Here is a 16246-nt window from a genome sequence, read left to right as displayed (position 1 = left end):
CATCCCGTTCATCTCGTTATAAACAAACCGGCTGGCGTCACTGTTGAGCTTGATGAGCCGTTTTTGCTCGTTAGACGGGAAAATGCGGACCTTCACCCCGTAGTGGTAAGGCAACTGAGCCATTGTCCGATTCATGTAGTTTCACCTCCTTACTTGTGCTAAAATGAGTATATCATATAAGGCACTAAAAATCATCGTAATCGTTGGCAATATAGCATTAGAAGGAGTACATATGAATAGCAAAGAGGGCAACTTGGGCGGTGCAATCCATGAACGCAACTATGTTTACAATTTTCATTTTCACCTTATCTGGGTCACAAAATATCGCAATCCAGCCTTTACAACACCAAAGTTAGTGAATGACATGAAGGCCATCCTTGAACGGATTGCCAGCCTTAATGAAGTCACCATTGAGCGGATGGAAGTCATGCCTGACCACGTGCACTTGCTTATCAACTTCAAGCCAAAGTACACGCCAACCACGATTGTCAAAGCATTCAAAGGCGCCTCAGCTCGAATGTTTTTCGACCAACATCCAGAAGTCAAAGCACAAAAGTTCTGGGGTGGACACTTATGGTCACACAGCTATTACATGAGCACACTAGGCGACATGAGTAGAGAAGTGGTCGAACGTTACATCGAGAATCAGCGAACAACGCCGGGTGGCAGATACGCCTCACGACGTCAAAAATAGGGCATTCATCTGCCTGATTAAAATCAGGAGATTTCTGCCCTGCTTGTAATTAAAACCATGATTCTTTCGATAACGCTTCTCAATTGCAGTCGCATCATTTTGCAATGTAAAAAATCCGAAGATAGATACACCATCCCACAAAACAAATGTGTTTGTCACCGCAGCATACTCTGATTTGCTTCGGCGCAGAAAATCATCGATATCATCATCACCAGAACTAAAAGAGGTTGCTAGCTTTTCAAAGTTAGCAACCTTATCAATTTGTGTCAATGTTACTTTTTGCTCATCCACGGACTGTTATCCTCAATTTCATCCAACGAGATCGTGCGAACGTCTCGCATCGCTTTACCTAATTTACGGAGTTCCGCCTGCCGTGCAGGGGAAATCTTACCATTGATACGTTGGGTAAACGTCTCATATTGCTGTTCATCCATATGAACAACTGGGTGAGTATGATTAATTGTTGCCATGATAGATCCCCCTTCAATCGACTTGATGATACTACTTTCGTTACACTACAATTATCAGCTAATAGAAGTAGAAAGTCAACAAATGCCATCAGCCAAAACATCGCTATGATATTAACGGATTCACAATTATTCCAAACGCACCATGATAACCAAACCAATGCTCACAGCGTCAACACCAAGTTGTACCACACTTCCCCAGCGTGGCTAGACGCCGATACGCCTTCATTGACATAGCCGTTGCCTTCATAAAACGGCACCAAGCGCTGCAAACACGTCAAGGTGATGGCTTGGCGGTGTTGAGCGGCAGCGACTTGCTTTAGTGCGCGCAACAAATGCGAGCCAAGTCGGCGATGGCGAGCTTTTGGCGCGACGGCTAAACTCAACACCGCTTGATACGGCGCTGAAACCGAGTTAGCCACCGCATGCTCAAATAAGTCATCGGCTAAATACCGCTGATCGATTGCAGGGCCAACGATATAGCCAAGCAACGTGCCGGCTTCAACTGCCACGATAAACGTATCTGGATACGCCAAGATCCGCTGGCGCATCGCAGCTTCTGTGGCGGCTTCTTCTGGGGTAAAACCCGCATTTTCAATGACCATAATGGCTGGGAGATCTTGCAATTGGGCGCTGCGATAAACGATCGACACAAACGACACTTCCTTCATCAGTATCGTTTCAGTGTAGCACTAAGGATTTTGCACCGCTACCCCGATCAAACCAGGGCCGGTGTGCACCCCGATTGCTGGTGACACCGATCCGGTGAATGCCACCGCGCGGCCAGTGTCTTCGATTTGTGCCGTAACATCATGCAATAACTTGAAGTTGGCGCCATGCGCCACAGCGATGGTGGCATGCGGGCCAGCTGATGCCAAGGCGATGTCGATCAGCTTGGTCACCGCCTTTTTTTCTGAGCGGACTTTGCCCACTGCCATGATCTCACCATTGTCATCCACTGAAAGTAGCGGCTTGATGTTCAACATGCTGCCTAGCGTACCGGCGACTTTGCCGATGCGTCCGCCAGCTTGCAAATAAGTGAGGCTGGGGATATACAACCACACGCTGCTGTGTTGCACCGAATGCTGAATGGCAGCGATGATATCAGGAAAAGTCTGGTTGGCATCGATCAGCTGCAAGGCGTAAACCGCCAACAACCCACTGCCAATGCCAGCACTTTTGGTATCTAATACCATCACTTGGCCGGCTTTGAACGCTTGTGCCGCCAAGCGCATGCCTTGATAAGTCGCCGATAACGCCCCGGAAATCGACAAGGCCAAGATCTTGGTGTAGCCAGCGTCAAACAGATCTTGCATATGCGCGGCGATCACCGTTGGCGCCGGGCTGGCGGTTTGCGGCAAGTTTTGCGGCGTCAAATGCGCGTAGAATTCATCAGGCGAAAGATCCACCCCATCGAGATAATCTTGCCCGTTTTGCCGGACATTCAACGCGACAACAGCTAAATTACGGTGTTCGGCGATCACGGTTTGTGGGACATCACAGCCGGAATCGACCAAAACGGCGATTTTTTCTGACATGTTAAGCCTCCCTGAGTTGATACCGTGATGATACCGGCTTTCGCCTAATTTGTAAATGGGGTAAACTAAATTTAATCCTGCCGGCACAAAAAAACCAGCAACATTGCTGGCTTCTCCACTCACTGTAATTTCACCAATGCCGCTTGACTCAACGCATTGGCAGCCACTTCATGGTAACTCATCACATAGGCGCCTTTGGTTTTCAACGCCAAGTAGTGATCTAACTTGAAGCGTTTCATCCCCATAAACGCGATCGGCCGGCGGTGGCCTTGCGCATCCGTAGCCGTTTGCTGGTAGCGCGGTGTACCGTCAGCGTCAATATGGTGAGGTTTGGTGGTTTTGACATACACCGTTTGCGTTGACACCAGCGGATTGAGTGAATCCACGACCGCCGCCACGTCGCTACAACTATGCGCCGTAGCCACCTTGGCGCCAAATAACCCACCGACCACCAGCAGTGCGACTGTGGCCAACCCGATCAAAATCTTTTTCATGTTCATGCCTCCAAGCAATTGATGATTCTAATATAACCAGCAATGCTTGTGAAGTCTTGCGCTATTGGGTGGATATCCGCCTCAGCCTAGCGACTGAAAAAGTCTCAGCGTTGGCTTATGACGCGGCGCTTAAAATCAATTCGTTGGCAAACTGCCCCACATCATCCCCGCACACTGCCAGCACATCTTGGCCGTTGGCGGCGCTGGTTTCAAACAGCTCCAACAAGTTCGTCAACACGGCATTCGTGTCATTTGGCACAAAAGGGGACACTTTGAACACATAATTTTGGATCGCGTCAAACACGATCACATAATCTTTTGGCATGGCTTTGACGCGTTTGCGAAACGCCAACCACGTTTTTTTATCGGCTAGAACGCTCATGGCTACCTCCCAAGTTTTTGATGGACTCGCCGATTCAACTGCGCGCCCATTTTATCTAACAACAACGGCACCCCATTGGCTGAAGCGGCTTGAGTGGCAAAAGTTGCCGCATCGGTACCTAACGCCGCTTGAATGGACAGGCCGTCTGCGGCGGCTTCTTCTAAATAATCAGCCAACCCAGCAAACACTGGCATCAAGTCGCGGCCGGTGAAACTTGCCGACACTTGCATGCCGCCCATCAACGTCGCTTGCATCGTCGCAAAAGCATCTTGATAAGACTTAGGCAATTTGGCGATGCGCGCCGATTCGGCTTTTAAGTCCGCTGACATGTCATTGCCAGTAATGGTATTCCAAAAACTCACCATCTTACCCCTCCTTGATCTGCGCCATTTTGTCGGCGAGAAAGTCCCACTTGGTCCAAAACTCGGCTAAATAGGCCCGCCCGGCGTCATTTAAACGGTAAAACTTGCGCGGCGGACCCACTAGCGAGTGGCGACGCTCCGCTTCTACCAAATTTAGCTTTTCCAAGCGCACTAACACGGTATACACCGTGCCTTCTGCAATTTCGGAAAAGCCTAAATTCTTCAAATATTCAGTGATCTCATAGCCATAAGTTTCACCGCTGGCCAAGTGTTGCAACACGATGCCAGACAAGGCCCCTTTAAGTAATCCTGTTAATCCTGTCATGTTCTGCTCCTTAGTAATACTAGGTACCGGTACATAGTATTACTAAGTACTGACAAAGTCAACCTTGTTGGCGCCACATTTGGTGTAAATAATCGCGGTAATGTTTTCGAAAATGCGTGGGCCCCACGACTTTCAAGTTCGTGCCACATTGGGCCAAAAAACGATATGTATCGGCATTATCCCCAACCGCCAGCACCGCATCAAAGTCAACGTCGCGGTTTTGGGTGATCACTGCCGCGCCAAAATGCTCCACCACAAAACTGCGACAAGCCTGCGAGCCAGTAACTTGCACGGCAACCACAGACGCCACCCCGCCGCCATGATTGCGCCAGCCTAATGGCACATTTTGCCTAGGGGTGAAGCCAGACTTGGCCACTAAATGCGTCAAGCGCGACACGCGAAAGGTGCGATACGCAGCACGCTCGGTGGCATAGCCCACCAAATACCAACTGGTGTTGCGCCACAATAATTGATAAGGCTCCACCAAACGGCTGGTGGCCACGCCATTGCGGTCATAATAATCAAACGCCACCACGCGATGTTCGCGGATCGCCGCTTGCAACGTTTGCACCACGCTAGCCAAATTCTTGGCCCCAGCAAAATCCACCGCCAAAGCGCCAGTATCCTCCTCAGGCAATAACCCAGAGATCTTGGCCAACGTCGCCGCCACTGCTGGGTCGACCAATAAGGCGTCTAGGCCTTGCACCGCAGTCAGAATGTTTTGCAGATCTTGCACGGTTAACAAGCGTTTGTCGAATTTGTAAGTGTCTAGCAAGTGAAACCCGCCGTTCACGCCGCGCGTCGCCACGACTGGAATGTGTGCGGCGGATAAATGCGCCATGTCGCGCAAAATGGTGCGCTTGGACACGCCAAACAGATCCGCAAAAGTTTGGGCTGAAATGGTTTCTTGCGCCAGTAACATCATGACGATATTGATCAAGCGATAAGTTTGCATTTTTTCTCACTTTCAGTTGAATGGTGACAGCTAGTTGTCACCTTTACTCGATTATACTCAAACCATCATCGAAATGGAGGTAACACCTGATGCATATTCAACACTTTGGTTCTGTCACTTTGGCTGTTTGCGACCACTTACTGCCGGCAACCACCAGTGCGCTACCGGCGCTGGCCGAAGCCAAGCGCATCCTTGCCAGAAACGCGCCGTTCACCTATCATGCCATTAATCTCAGCCAAAATGGCCAACCCCATTACCTGATCGAAACTGGTGATGATCAGACGCAATTCACCTTACCTGCAGGCGATTATGCCACCTTTAAAATGACGCGGGCCAATCGCTTGGCGTTAGATCAATTCATCCAACAAGCTTACGCGACTATTGCGCAAGCTGGGTATCGGCCAGCGGGCAACTACAATTTGGAGACCTTAAGTAACAGTACGTTTACCGTACAGATCCCCGTGGCGAAAGCTTAACAAAAGGTTTTCTGTAAATGGCTTACATCTATCTTCTTTATTGTGTCCATGCGAACCTATACCACCAAAATCTTGTGGATGCAAGACTGACATCTACAAGATTTCGTGGCATAATGGTTTTTGCAATTATCATTTAGGGGGACACAAATTCATGAACGACGAATCACAGAATTACTTCAGCTGGCTATTCAACCAATTAAAAGGCTGGCCACAACAAAACTACTACTTATTCTACTTTGCTTTAGGCGCGCAACTGATGACTTTGGTCAATGCACCGATCACGCCGGTGGCTTTGATCACTTTCGTTGGGACCATGATCGGGGTATTATGCGTCTTGGCGATCAACGCCACCAAAGCCGTGAACGGCTGGTTGGGTTTGATTTCCGCAGCTTGCTTTATTTTTGTGGGCTTCACGGCTAAAAACTACTTATCGATTTTTGAACAAGTCGCTTACGTGGTCACCTTGGATCTGCCAGTGTTGATCTCCGTGCGCACTTGGAATGACGACACAGCCAACAACCTCAAGCGCTTTGCTGCCAAGCAATGGGTGATCTCCATTGCCTTCACGTTGGTGGTTTGGGCAGTATCTGCTATTTTGATCGGCAAGTTCACCAATGACCCTCGCCCGATTTTTGATGGGATGGCCTTCTCCATTTCCTTAACTGGTGGGATCGTCTGCTTCTTGCGTTACAACAACCAATACTTCTGGTGGTTGTTCTCAGGGATCGCGCAATTGGTTTTATGGGCGATCACCTTTGCCCAAGGCGATGCGTCTTTGGCCATGGCGATCAACTCCTCGATTTATGTCATCAACGACATTCTCGCCTTCACCGTCAGCCCTTGGTTTAACACCGGCCGCCGCAAGTTAGGCTTGAAGGAGATCCACTAAGATAGTACGATAGGAACATTGATGTCACGATCGGCGAGCAGCTTTGCTCGTCTTTTGTGCTGTTAACGACATTTGATGAAAGAAGTTTACCCATGATCTATATTCTCGGCTCCATCGGCGCTGGCAAAACCTCGCTGACTCGTATCTTGTCCAAAGACCTCAATGCCCCAGCTTATTATGAAGATGTTGAAGGCAATGGCATGATCGCCAACATGCTTAATAAGTTCTACGCAGCCGGCGCAGATAGCCGCAAAACCACTGCCACCATTTTGCAGATCGCCTTTTTGACGTTTCGCTACCAACAACTGAAAAAGGCTTTGGTGCAAGACAACGCCGTGATGGATTCGTCTTTGGAATCTGATTTCGTCATGGCCAAGCAGTTGCATGACAACGGCGAAATCGACGACATCGACTACAATGTTTATGTGACGCTTTCTCAAGAAATGCAAGCCAACGTCAATGGTTCCCCATTCAACGGTTTGCCAGACTTGGCGGTATACTTACAAATCGATCCAGAACATGAAATCGATGAGATCCAATCTCGCGGCCGCGAAATGGAAGACATTCGCCAAAAGCCAGAACTCGTGGATTACTACCACCGCGTCAACCACGCGTATCGCGATTGGTCCAAAGGCTACACCCGCTCAACGATGTTAACGATCAGCCGTGACGAATTGGATTTCGTCAATAACGCCAATGATCGCAACACGGTGCTTAACGCCATTGAATCCAAGCTGGTTGAACTTGGTAAGCTGTCCCCAGAGCGCTGCGAACAAATCAAAGCAGCGCGTTAAAGCCAAAAACGGCGACTCAGAATTTTTCTGAGCCGCCGTTTTTTATTCGGCTAAAACGCCGTGAACGACCATCACTTCGCCGTCTTCATCTGGTGCTTCCAGCCAGTGAAATTCAGCTGGTTGCATTACCACCGCTTGGCCTGGGATCAAAGTCGTGACTTGATCATCCGTGTGAAAGGTGATCTTACCTTTAATGGCAACGACAGTGACCGTCATCAGCGAGCGGTGCCGCTTGATCTGCGTGCCTTTGGGGATCACCAAACGTACGATACTTAAATGGCGCTGCGACAACATCCGATCTGGACCTTGGGTAATCGATTCATCAGGAGTTAAAATTTGCATCAAAAGACCAGCTTTCATGAATTGTGATCATGATAACAAATTTCTTGCCGCATCACCAACCTAAATTCGTTAGCAACTGACCCCATTGACTGTCAGCCCTTGATGAAACGCCGCCAAGACGTCTGCGCCTTTGGCAATGCGCAACCCGTCATCAAACCGGTGCGCGTTATCTTGCAAGCGGATCTGATGATCGACAAAATCTAGCTTCAACCCAGGTTCTAAGAACAACAGATCATATTCAGAACTCCACAACTTCAAGCCAGCCGCATTTTCTAACGCGACTGGGTAATCGGCATCAGGTTGATCCACCACGATCAAAGTGAATTTAGAGCCGATGGTACAAGCGCCACCTTGCAGCGAATATTTACCGCCACCATCATCAGCGATCAAGATCAAGTCTTTGTCCGCCAGGTCTTTGTCTTGGATCAATTGTACAAACGCATCAGTCAACGTGATAGGCATAAGCGTTCCTCCTTATTTTTTATTAGTATCTCATGAGGTGGCGGCTTCGACAATCCCTTGTCGGCAACCTGACAGCCTAGCACTACAAACACCATCACTGCAAACAAAAACAAGCCGCTAAAACGACTTGTTTCATCCAATCTATTTGATTTCGTCAGCCACCGCGGCATTGACACTGGCGCCAACTTTTTGGATCAATGCCACGCGCCCAGCGATGACGGACGTATCCATGTCGATTTCTCGCTTCAAGCTGGCATCGGCGCGCTTAGGGGCAAAGAAGGCTTTGAATTCATCCAACCGTGCTTGGGTGTGGAAGACCCGCGAGATCACGGTGATATAAGTTGGAAATTCCATATCGCCGCCAACGGTGTCATTCAACCAGCCCCAACTATTGCGGAACCAATCCCAAGCGGCTTGTTGGCCAGCAGGATTGGCCAAAACCCCAGCAAACCAAGCGCGCAAGTCTTGCGGTTTCACCGTGTCTGCGTCTTCAAAAGCCGCCACGATCGTCGCGATCTGCTTGGCGTCTTTGGTTTTAGTCAACGCTTGGGCCAAATCGCGGCGATATGACGCATCAGACGTGGTGCGATAATCGCTGAGCAATTGGTCAAATACGGTGGCGGTGCCAAAGTTTTGCATTTCATTGATCAAAATGTACACCCGCACATCAGCTGGTAAGTTGATCAAGTCTTTGGCATGGGCTTCATATTGTTCATGCGCTTGCAGCTTGGCTTGCGGATCTTGGCTGTATAACGCTGCGTTCAATACATAAGGCCGCGCTAAGGTGTCGTCGTTGGAATCGGTGGCTTTTGGCAACCAGCCTAACGCCTTGAGGTTAGCCGCAGACAATTGGCCATACAAGGTTTGCAAGGCCTTTTCGCTGTCAGAATCTGGCGTGGTGAATTTCTTCAAGTTGCCAGCTAAGCTGTACAGTGCCATATTGACCAAGTTCGAGCGGCTATTGGCAAACCGCTTCAATAACGGCACGACTGACGCATAAGCCAGCTGCTCGCCTTCTGCCAACAAACGCAGATCTTGCAAGACTTGCATTTGGGTAATGGCATCAAGGCTAGCCACATCGTCAAGCAGATCAGCCATTAACGTGTCATCGTATTTCACGATAAAATGCGATTCGTTGCCATCATTTAAGCGCAAGGCATGGCCTGCTTTGGCCCGCAAATCGGCATAATCGCCAAGATCCAAAGTGGTTTCAGTCATTAACTTCGGTGCGTCAAAGTTGGCCTTTAACGGGATCTGCCACGTGCGGCCGACTGGGGTGTTGGCGCCGATGAAGAATTGTTGTTGCTTGAGTTGCAAGTGACCATCGACCACTGCAGCGTCAACGACTGGATAGCCAGGTTGTTCCAACCAGCCAGCCATCACCGCGCCGACATCGATGCCAGACGCTTCGCCTAATGCCGCCCACAAGTCAGCGCCAGTAGCATTGCCATATTGATGGGCGGCAAAATAAGCTTTCAAGCCTTTGCGTAACGCATCATCGCCAAGCAAAGCCCGCACCATGACTAACATGCGTGAGCCTTTGGCATAAACGATCGCGCCATCAAACAAGCTGATGATCTCAGCGGGGTCGTTGACCTCCACGTGCACGGATTGCACGCCATCGGTGGCGTCGCGTTGCAACGCGGCAGTGGCTTCATCAGTTTGGAAGACTTCCCAAATATGCCAATCAGGCTCTAAGGCATCAACGGCGACATATTCCATCATGTTGGCAAAGGATTCGTTCAACCACAGATCATCCCACCACTTCATGGTGACCAGATCTCCGAACCATTGATGGGCCAATTCATGGGCGACCACTGTGGCCACGCGTTGCTTCATTTCAAACGAGGTGTTTTCTGGGTCAACCGTCAAATAAGCTTCGCGGTAGGTGACCAAGCCCCAGTTTTCCATGGCGCCAGCGGAAAAGTCAGGCAATGCCAATTGGTAAGAATGCGGTAGCGGATAAGGGGTTTGATAAAAGTCTTCGTAAAATTCGATACTGCGCTTGGCAATGTCCAAGGCAAAATCCAATTCGTTAGCCGCATGGGCTTTGGTTGCAAACACGCCGATTTCCACACCGGATTTGGTATGGGTGAGCTTTTTTTGCATATCGCCAAAGGCAAAGGCCACCAAATACGTGGACATTTTCACCGTGGTGTCAAAATAATGCACGCCATTTTCAAATTTAACTTCTGGCATGTTGGCGATAATGGTTTCGCCTGGTTGTTCGTCGAACTTCACCGCCAGATCAAAGGTGGCTTTGGCTTCAGGTTCGTCGATACTTGGGAACGCTTGGCGCGCCGCAGTGGTTTCAAACTGGGTGCCGATCAATTCTTTGCGCACGCCATCGACGTTATAATAAGAAGGATAGATCCCCATCATGGTGTCAGTAAGTTTCGCGGCGTAAGTGATTGCCAACGTCGTGTCGCCTGCTTGCGGCAAGTCGATGCGCACGCATTCGGCGTCATCATCGACTGTAAAGCCGACGGACTTGCCGTCTGCTTCAACGGCCGCGATGCTTAAGAATTTCTGGTGAATGGCAATGCGCTGGCTTGATGCGTGGCCGGCGATTTCCGTGTGACCATTGATGGTTTTCTTGGCACGGTCGATATCTAAGTAAACGTTATAATGCGTGGGTTGGAAGGTTTCATATAAATGGGTCAATTCAGCCATAGGTAAGCTCCTCACTTTTTTAAAATCTGATGAACCTTATTATACGCTTCTCACCAAAAAACGGCGACTGCTTCTCACAGTCACCGTTGTGGTTGCGTTTGGCCGTCAATGGTAATGGTGTTGCGGCCGGAACGCTTGGAATTATATAAATATTGATCGGCGCGGTTGTACACATCCAAATAATTCTGATCATCAGCCCGTGAGCGCGCTTCGCCTAAACTGACGGTGATCTGAAACTGTTGGCCAGAATCGGCAGTAAAGCGCAACTCGCCAAGTTCGTCATGAATGCGCCAAGCGATCGCTTGCGATAAGCTGAAACTCGGCACAATGTCTGGAATGATCAACGAGAACTCTTCGCCACCTGTGCGGTAGCAGCAGACTTTGGGATAAGCCAAGTGTTGTGCCACCACTTCTAAGCGCGTGGCGACCGCTTCAAGCACTTGGTTGCCCATTAAATGGCCGAAATGGTCATTGATCAACTTGAAGTGATCGATATCAAAGGTAAACAGCGCAAACGGTTTGTGGCTGAGTTGACTTTTTTGATAAACCACCAGCAAATCTTCATTAAATACCCGGAAATTATGCAACTGGGTCAGCTCGTCGATTTGCGCTTCGGCTTTTAACAACGCAGTGCGGGCGCGCTGGCGTTTGACCCCGAAATGGATCGCGCGCAACAGCCAAGCGATCAAGATGCACGTGCTGATCTCCCAAGTCCAACCGACATCGATGCCGCGCAAGGAAATGTAGTTCATGATCACAAACGGCGTCGCAAACGCTAAAGAAAATGGCAAATACCGCCACATTTTCGCCCCGATCGGCGTGGCATACCGTTGCGCCAAATACATCAAGCCCAACGTCGCCAGGTAAAATATCGGCCACTGCCCAGTATGCGGCAACCACCAATACCACACCAACAACACTGCCGCCAAACTCCAATACGCGGTGTGGTGGCGATTGGACAACAGCGCATACATCACCGTGGCGATTTGAAAATTCAAATACGTCCACCCAACGCCTGCCGCATTGTGCGCTTCGGCCATGGAAAAAATCGATGAGAAGTGAAACAGCAGTAAAAATGCGACCGTCATGACCGCCAAATACACTTGGCGCAATTCCCGATGGCGCTTGACATGGAGTTTGGCACGCAGGAGCCATTCATAGATCAACGCATACCCAGTCAACACCAGCGTATTGGTCAAAAACGTGGTGATCCTAAGTCCTAAAGACACCATGCGCACTCCTCCTTTCGCCGTCCATTCAAGCATACCATATTGTCAAAAAAATGGTTTGAAAAATCTTGAATTTGAGCAACTTAGACACTTGTCTCAGGTGATGATTGCGTTTACACTAGAAGTATTCATGTTAGAAAAAGGAAGACTTTTATGACCCCTTATGCAATCTTTATGGACATCGATGGCACCTTAGTCGATCGCACCCAGATCCCCACTCAAGCCACTGTCGACGCGATCGCCAAATACCGCGCCGCCGGGAATTTATTTTTTATCGCGTCTGGTCGCCCGCTGTTTTCCGCCCGCGCCATGGCTGATCGCATTGGCCCGAATTTGAATGTGATCTGCTCCAACGGCTCTGTCATCGCCGTTGATCAACATGTGGAAAATATTCACCTGACAAAAGCCGCGTTGACTGGCTTGTATCACATCACTAAAAAATATGGCGTGCAAACCCACTTCTTCACCAAAGATTCGGTGATCTTTCTCAACCACACCGATCACCCGCTTTCTCAAGACGCGCAAAACCGCATTGCCGGCCAAGACCCGAGCAAAGATCACTTGGTGCAGTCGCTTGACGAACTGTTGGCGCTAGCGCCTAAGATCACCAACGGCATCAGCTTTTCTCAAGACGACCAAGTACGCCAGCGCGCCAAAGCTGAAATGGCGCAGTTGCCTGACATCGATGTGTCGTCTAGTGGCGTGGATAATATCGAAATTACCGCCAAAGGCATCAACAAAGCCGCCGCGATCAAGCGCGTGTGTGCCAAACTGGATATCCCGATGAGCCACACCATGGCTTTTGGCGATGGCGATAACGACTTGCAAATGCTAGAAACCGTGCATTACGGTGTGGCCATGGGTAACGCCAATGACCATGTCAAAGCCGCGGTGCATCATTACACCACTGACATCCATCATGACGGTGTGGCGACTTACTTGCATCATTTCTTTGATTGACCACCAAAAACGGCTTGGATCAACTGCGATCCAAGCCGTTTGGCGTCTACAAATTTAATTTCTCCCCTGGAGATAGTTAGCCGGCTAATCATCGTCGTGCGAGATCAATGCCGTTTTAGCGCCTATGAATCCAGTTTCTCCTCTGGAGGTAGTTAGCCGGCTAATCATCGTTGTGCGAGATCAATGCCGTTTTGGGCATCTAAGAATTCAATTCATCCCTTGGAGATAGTTAGCCGGCTAATCATCGTTGTGCGAGATCAATGCCGTTTTGGGCATCTAAGAATTCAATTCATCCCTTGGAGATAGTTAGCCGGCTAATCATCGCTGTGCGAGATCAGTACCGTTTTCGCGTCTGCGAATCCAATTCATCCCTTGGAGGTAGTTAGCCGGCTAATCATCGTTGTGCGAGATCAACTCTGCTAAGTCAGTCGCGGCTTTGATCGGGGCATCATGGGTGGTGATCGGGATCAACACCATCTGCCCGTCGCATTCGCCAATGGTGACGTGATCGCCTTTTTGCAAATCAAGCTGATCGACGATTTTCTTGGGCAGTGTCACATAGTAGCTATTATTGATCACCCCGACTTTTCGGTTGCGGGCGTTGTGCAGTTGTGCTGGATCGATCATTTGGACACCTCATTATTATTTCAAAACATAATCAGAAATTTGCACGTGCTTAGCCACCAACTTCTGCGCATAAAATTCATCGGCGATGGCTTGTTGTTCTTTGATATTGGCTTTGGTGACGGCTTTCATGGAAAAGCTGCGGCGCGCCAGCATTTTGTTGACGACGGCAGGTTTGAGCTTCAAGGTCTTCACTAGCATCTTGGACAAAGCGGCTTGATGGGTGTTGGCCCAAGTCATATCCGCTGCCAAGGCTTTGGTCAGCGTCTTGGATAACGCTTTGTGGTCAGTGGCGAACTTGCGCGTGCTTAACAAATAGTCGCGATTTTTGGCCAAGCCGGTGTCATCCACCAGCAACTTGGCACCGCCAGTGACTTCAGCGGTGGCGGAATATGGATCCCAAGTCGCCCAAGCGTCAATGGTACCTTTGGCAAAAGCCACCGCCGCGGCGTTTTGCGCCATGTCGACTAAAGTCACATCTTTAGTGCTCAAGCCGGCTTTTTGTAGCGCCATTAACACCATGTACTGCGAGCTGGTGTTTTTGGTGTAGGCGATGCGCTTGCCTTTCAGGTCTGCCAAGCTGGTGATGCCACCACCTTGTTTGACCTCTAGGCCTGAGCCTTTGACTTTATCCGCCCCTGCGGCCACATACACGAAATCCATGCCGTTAGCTTGCGCGGCAACTGGCGGCACATCCCCTGCCCGCGCGTAATCAATGTTGCCAGCATTAAGCGCGGTGTTCAACGCCGCGCCGCTTTGGAATTCCTTGAACGACACCTTGTAGCCTGCGCGTTTAAGCGTTTTGGCCAAAACGCCATGTTGGCGGGAAATGTCCACTGGGTCAGCTTTTTGGTAACCGATCACCACTGGCGTCAGCTGCTTGGTATCGTCATGGGCGCTATAAGTTTCATGATACCCGTAAAATGCCCCAGCGACTGCCCCGATCAATAAAAGCCAGAAAATCGTGATTTTAAGTCTACGCGTTGTCATTTGTTGTGTCCTTTTCATACTGCGCTGCTTGCTTCGTCCATAATTTGCGGTCGGCGTCGGTGATTTTTCGCAACACCTTAGCCGGGTTCCCCACTGCCACCACATTGTCTGGCAGATCATGCACCACCACTGACCCGGCACCGACGACGGTGTTGGCGCCAATCGATACCCCTGGTAGCACCGTTACATTGCCACCAAGCCAGGTATTGTCGCCGATGGTGATGGGTTTGGCAAATTCCAACATCGCCACGCGCACGCTGGCGTCGATCGGGTGCCCTGCCGTTAACAAGTTTACCCGCGGGCCGATCTTCACATTGTTGCCAATGGTGATCCAGTTGGTGTCCAAAAACATCGCGTCGACGTTGCAATAGAAATTCGTGCCGACTTTGATGTGGGTGCCATAATCCACTTGAAAAGGTGGCTGGACGTAGACGTCTTTGGCGCCAAAAATTTGCGCTTCTAGTCGTGTGATTTCCGAAAGCTGATCAGCTGGCAACGCATTGATCTGTTGCACCAGCATTTTGCCCGGCCACTCGCGGTGCTCAGCGTGGATCTTCTCAGTGATATATAACTGCCCCGCCAACATGCGGTCGTATTCAGGATCTTGGCCCATCACAAACTCCTTGTGTCGTTGATAGGCTATATTTTATCACACGCAAGCAATCAATTGCGGCACAAACCGCTTTCACAAATCCAATGGCCGTGGTATCGTCAAGGTAGTGATTTCGGAGGTGTTGAAAATGGTAGATAAACCAATTATTCCTAACTTGACGTCGGCGTTGCGCACCAATATCGTCGAATCGCCTGACGTCATTCGCAAAGCCAGTGGCATTCGCCTGTTTGGCAAGCGCATCAAAACCATCGTCTACTCCACAGATGTCGCCGTGATCGCCAATTGCGACGCCGACGCCATCTTGGCAGTGTACCCATGGACGCCAAGCACGCGGATCTTAGAAGCCATCAGCAAAGTCGCCAACGTGCCGATCTTAGCCGGTGTCGGTGGTGGCTTGACCAAAGGCTTGCGTGCCGCCACCGTGGCGCGATTTGCTGAAGAAAACGGCGCTTCTGGTGTGGTCTTAAACGCGCCTACGAGCTTAGAAACCTTGCATTCCGTTCGGCGCATGGTGGATATTCCCGTGTTTTACACGGTGGTCAATGAAACCACCGACTTAGAAGCGTATATCGCAGCTGGCGTCAACGCCTTAAACATTGCCGGTGGCCGCAACACCGCGGCGCTGGTGGCTTGGGCGCGGCTACAGCTAGCCGACAGCCACCCGAATTTCCCAATCATTGCCTCTGGTGGGAAAACCGATGATCAGATCTTGGATACCATTCACTCTGGCGCCAATGCGATCACGTACACTGCTTATGGGATGACGGAAAAGACTTTTCATGAGAAGATGGCCAAGTATCGGGAAATGCATGACTGATAGGAAAGAAGAAGCGCGAGTCCTTTGGGGGCTTGACCTTTACCCAATTTGTTGGAACTGAATTCGATTTACCTGCAAGGCAGTTCACTGAGAGCTGTCTTGTTTTAAAATAACGTTTCGATACCGGAACCTTTCCATTCACCAGTTTCCGGATCAACCT

Annotated in this window: 23 protein-coding genes; 6 read left to right on the top strand and 17 right to left on the bottom strand. The window is 49.9% G+C overall.

Annotation, left to right across the window (positions count from 1 at the left end; translation table 11 throughout):
- Positions 1 to 135, bottom strand: a 135-nt coding sequence (locus ACKTSG_RS11570; protein WP_407894926.1) for a helix-turn-helix domain-containing protein, incomplete at its 3' end; no start/stop codon positions are given.
- Between the two features lie 97 nt (positions 136 to 232).
- Here ACKTSG_RS11570 and tnpA point away from each other — a divergent pair.
- Positions 233 to 694, top strand: coding sequence for an IS200/IS605 family transposase (gene tnpA / locus ACKTSG_RS11565; protein WP_407894924.1), 462 nt, complete (start codon positions 233 to 235; stop codon positions 692 to 694).
- On the opposite strand, the gene ACKTSG_RS11560 is transcribed toward tnpA, so the two are convergent.
- The 9 genes from ACKTSG_RS11560 to ACKTSG_RS11520 all read right to left on the bottom strand — a co-directional run bounded on the left by ACKTSG_RS11560 (position 677) and on the right by ACKTSG_RS11520 (position 5217).
- Positions 677 to 985, bottom strand: a complete 309-nt coding sequence (locus ACKTSG_RS11560; RefSeq protein WP_407894922.1) for a hypothetical protein — start codon at positions 983 to 985, stop codon at positions 677 to 679. The genes tnpA and ACKTSG_RS11560 overlap by 18 nt on opposite strands.
- Complete coding sequence (locus ACKTSG_RS11555; protein WP_407894920.1) at positions 967 to 1164, bottom strand: hypothetical protein; 198 nt, start codon at positions 1162 to 1164, stop codon at positions 967 to 969. The genes ACKTSG_RS11560 and ACKTSG_RS11555 overlap by 19 nt, the downstream gene beginning before the upstream one ends.
- A 161-nt stretch (positions 1165 to 1325) precedes the next feature.
- A complete protein-coding gene (locus ACKTSG_RS11550; RefSeq protein WP_407894918.1) occupies positions 1326 to 1814 on the bottom strand; it encodes a GNAT family N-acetyltransferase in 489 nt (162 codons plus the stop codon).
- A gap of 39 nt (positions 1815 to 1853) precedes the next feature.
- Entirely contained in the window at positions 1854 to 2699 is an 846-nt protein-coding gene (locus ACKTSG_RS11545) for a DegV family protein (protein WP_407894916.1), read from the bottom strand.
- A 119-nt stretch (positions 2700 to 2818) separates the two neighbouring features.
- A complete protein-coding gene (locus ACKTSG_RS11540) occupies positions 2819 to 3193 on the bottom strand; it encodes a YxeA family protein (RefSeq protein ID WP_407894914.1) in 375 nt (124 codons plus the stop codon).
- Positions 3194 to 3308: 115 nt separating this feature from the next.
- Positions 3309 to 3575, bottom strand: coding sequence for a DUF1048 domain-containing protein (locus tag ACKTSG_RS11535; protein WP_407894912.1), 267 nt, complete (start codon positions 3573 to 3575; stop codon positions 3309 to 3311).
- Positions 3576 to 3577: 2 nt separating this feature from the next.
- Entirely contained in the window at positions 3578 to 3940 is a 363-nt protein-coding gene (locus tag ACKTSG_RS11530; RefSeq protein ID WP_407894910.1) for a DUF1048 domain-containing protein, read from the bottom strand.
- Position 3941: 1 nt separating this feature from the next.
- Positions 3942 to 4262: a PadR family transcriptional regulator gene (locus ACKTSG_RS11525; protein ID WP_407894908.1), complete on the bottom strand. Its 321-nt coding sequence runs from the start codon at positions 4260 to 4262 to the stop codon at positions 3942 to 3944.
- A 58-nt stretch (positions 4263 to 4320) separates the two neighbouring features.
- Positions 4321 to 5217, bottom strand: coding sequence for a helix-turn-helix transcriptional regulator (locus ACKTSG_RS11520; protein ID WP_407894906.1), 897 nt, complete (start codon positions 5215 to 5217; stop codon positions 4321 to 4323).
- Between the two features lie 89 nt (positions 5218 to 5306).
- Between ACKTSG_RS11520 and ACKTSG_RS11515 the strand changes: the two genes are divergently transcribed.
- The 3 genes from ACKTSG_RS11515 (at position 5307) to ACKTSG_RS11505 (ending at position 7376) form a co-directional block, all read left to right on the top strand.
- Positions 5307 to 5693 (top strand): hypothetical protein, encoded by a 387-nt coding sequence (locus ACKTSG_RS11515; protein ID WP_407894904.1) that lies wholly within the window; start codon positions 5307 to 5309, stop codon positions 5691 to 5693.
- A 151-nt stretch (positions 5694 to 5844) separates the two neighbouring features.
- Complete coding sequence (gene pnuC, locus ACKTSG_RS11510) at positions 5845 to 6582, top strand: nicotinamide riboside transporter PnuC (protein ID WP_407894902.1); 738 nt, start codon at positions 5845 to 5847, stop codon at positions 6580 to 6582.
- Between the two features lie 92 nt (positions 6583 to 6674).
- Positions 6675 to 7376, top strand: a complete 702-nt coding sequence (locus ACKTSG_RS11505; RefSeq protein ID WP_407894900.1) for a deoxynucleoside kinase — start codon at positions 6675 to 6677, stop codon at positions 7374 to 7376.
- Positions 7377 to 7418: 42 nt separating this feature from the next.
- Here ACKTSG_RS11505 and ACKTSG_RS11500 read toward each other — a convergent pair whose 3' ends face one another.
- From ACKTSG_RS11500 to ACKTSG_RS11485, 4 genes are all read right to left on the bottom strand, one after another.
- Positions 7419 to 7718 carry a cupin domain-containing protein gene (locus tag ACKTSG_RS11500; RefSeq protein ID WP_407894898.1) on the bottom strand — a complete coding sequence of 100 codons (300 nt, stop codon included), beginning with the start codon at positions 7716 to 7718 and terminating at the stop codon, positions 7419 to 7421.
- Positions 7719 to 7787: 69 nt separating this feature from the next.
- A complete protein-coding gene (locus ACKTSG_RS11495; RefSeq protein WP_407894896.1) occupies positions 7788 to 8180 on the bottom strand; it encodes an iron-sulfur cluster biosynthesis family protein in 393 nt (130 codons plus the stop codon).
- Positions 8181 to 8321: 141 nt separating this feature from the next.
- Positions 8322 to 10853 (bottom strand): M1 family metallopeptidase, encoded by a 2532-nt coding sequence (locus ACKTSG_RS11490; protein WP_407894894.1) that lies wholly within the window; start codon positions 10851 to 10853, stop codon positions 8322 to 8324.
- An 80-nt stretch (positions 10854 to 10933) separates the two neighbouring features.
- A complete protein-coding gene (locus tag ACKTSG_RS11485) occupies positions 10934 to 12085 on the bottom strand; it encodes a GGDEF domain-containing protein (protein ID WP_407894892.1) in 1152 nt (383 codons plus the stop codon).
- Between the two features lie 150 nt (positions 12086 to 12235).
- Between ACKTSG_RS11485 and ACKTSG_RS11480 the strand changes: the two genes are divergently transcribed.
- Complete coding sequence (locus ACKTSG_RS11480; RefSeq protein WP_407894890.1) at positions 12236 to 13042, top strand: Cof-type HAD-IIB family hydrolase; 807 nt, start codon at positions 12236 to 12238, stop codon at positions 13040 to 13042.
- Between the two features lie 390 nt (positions 13043 to 13432).
- Here the strand turns inward: ACKTSG_RS11480 and ACKTSG_RS11475 are convergent, their stop codons facing one another.
- From ACKTSG_RS11475 to ACKTSG_RS11465, 3 genes are read right to left on the bottom strand one after another with little or no spacing between them, the layout of a single operon-like run.
- Positions 13433 to 13669 (bottom strand): AbrB/MazE/SpoVT family DNA-binding domain-containing protein, encoded by a 237-nt coding sequence (locus tag ACKTSG_RS11475; RefSeq protein WP_407894888.1) that lies wholly within the window; start codon positions 13667 to 13669, stop codon positions 13433 to 13435.
- Between the two features lie 15 nt (positions 13670 to 13684).
- Positions 13685 to 14656 carry an aliphatic sulfonate ABC transporter substrate-binding protein gene (locus tag ACKTSG_RS11470; RefSeq protein WP_407894886.1) on the bottom strand — a complete coding sequence of 324 codons (972 nt, stop codon included), beginning with the start codon at positions 14654 to 14656 and terminating at the stop codon, positions 13685 to 13687.
- Complete coding sequence (locus ACKTSG_RS11465; protein ID WP_407894884.1) at positions 14643 to 15269, bottom strand: sugar O-acetyltransferase; 627 nt, start codon at positions 15267 to 15269, stop codon at positions 14643 to 14645. Before ACKTSG_RS11465 ends, ACKTSG_RS11470 begins: the two co-directional genes overlap by 14 nt.
- A gap of 127 nt (positions 15270 to 15396) precedes the next feature.
- Here ACKTSG_RS11465 and ACKTSG_RS11460 point away from each other — a divergent pair, with 127 nt between their 5' ends.
- Positions 15397 to 16086, top strand: a complete 690-nt coding sequence (locus tag ACKTSG_RS11460; RefSeq protein ID WP_407894882.1) for a beta/alpha barrel domain-containing protein — start codon at positions 15397 to 15399, stop codon at positions 16084 to 16086.
- The last annotated feature ends 160 nt before the right edge of the window (positions 16087 to 16246 follow it).

The sequence above is a fragment of the Lacticaseibacillus salsurae genome, from assembly GCF_045862175.1.
GTDB classification, from domain to species: Bacteria; Bacillota; Bacilli; order Lactobacillales; family Lactobacillaceae; genus Lacticaseibacillus; species Lacticaseibacillus salsurae.
The sequence above is the reverse complement of the archived record's forward strand: the minus strand, read 5'-3'. Positions and strand labels throughout refer to the sequence as shown.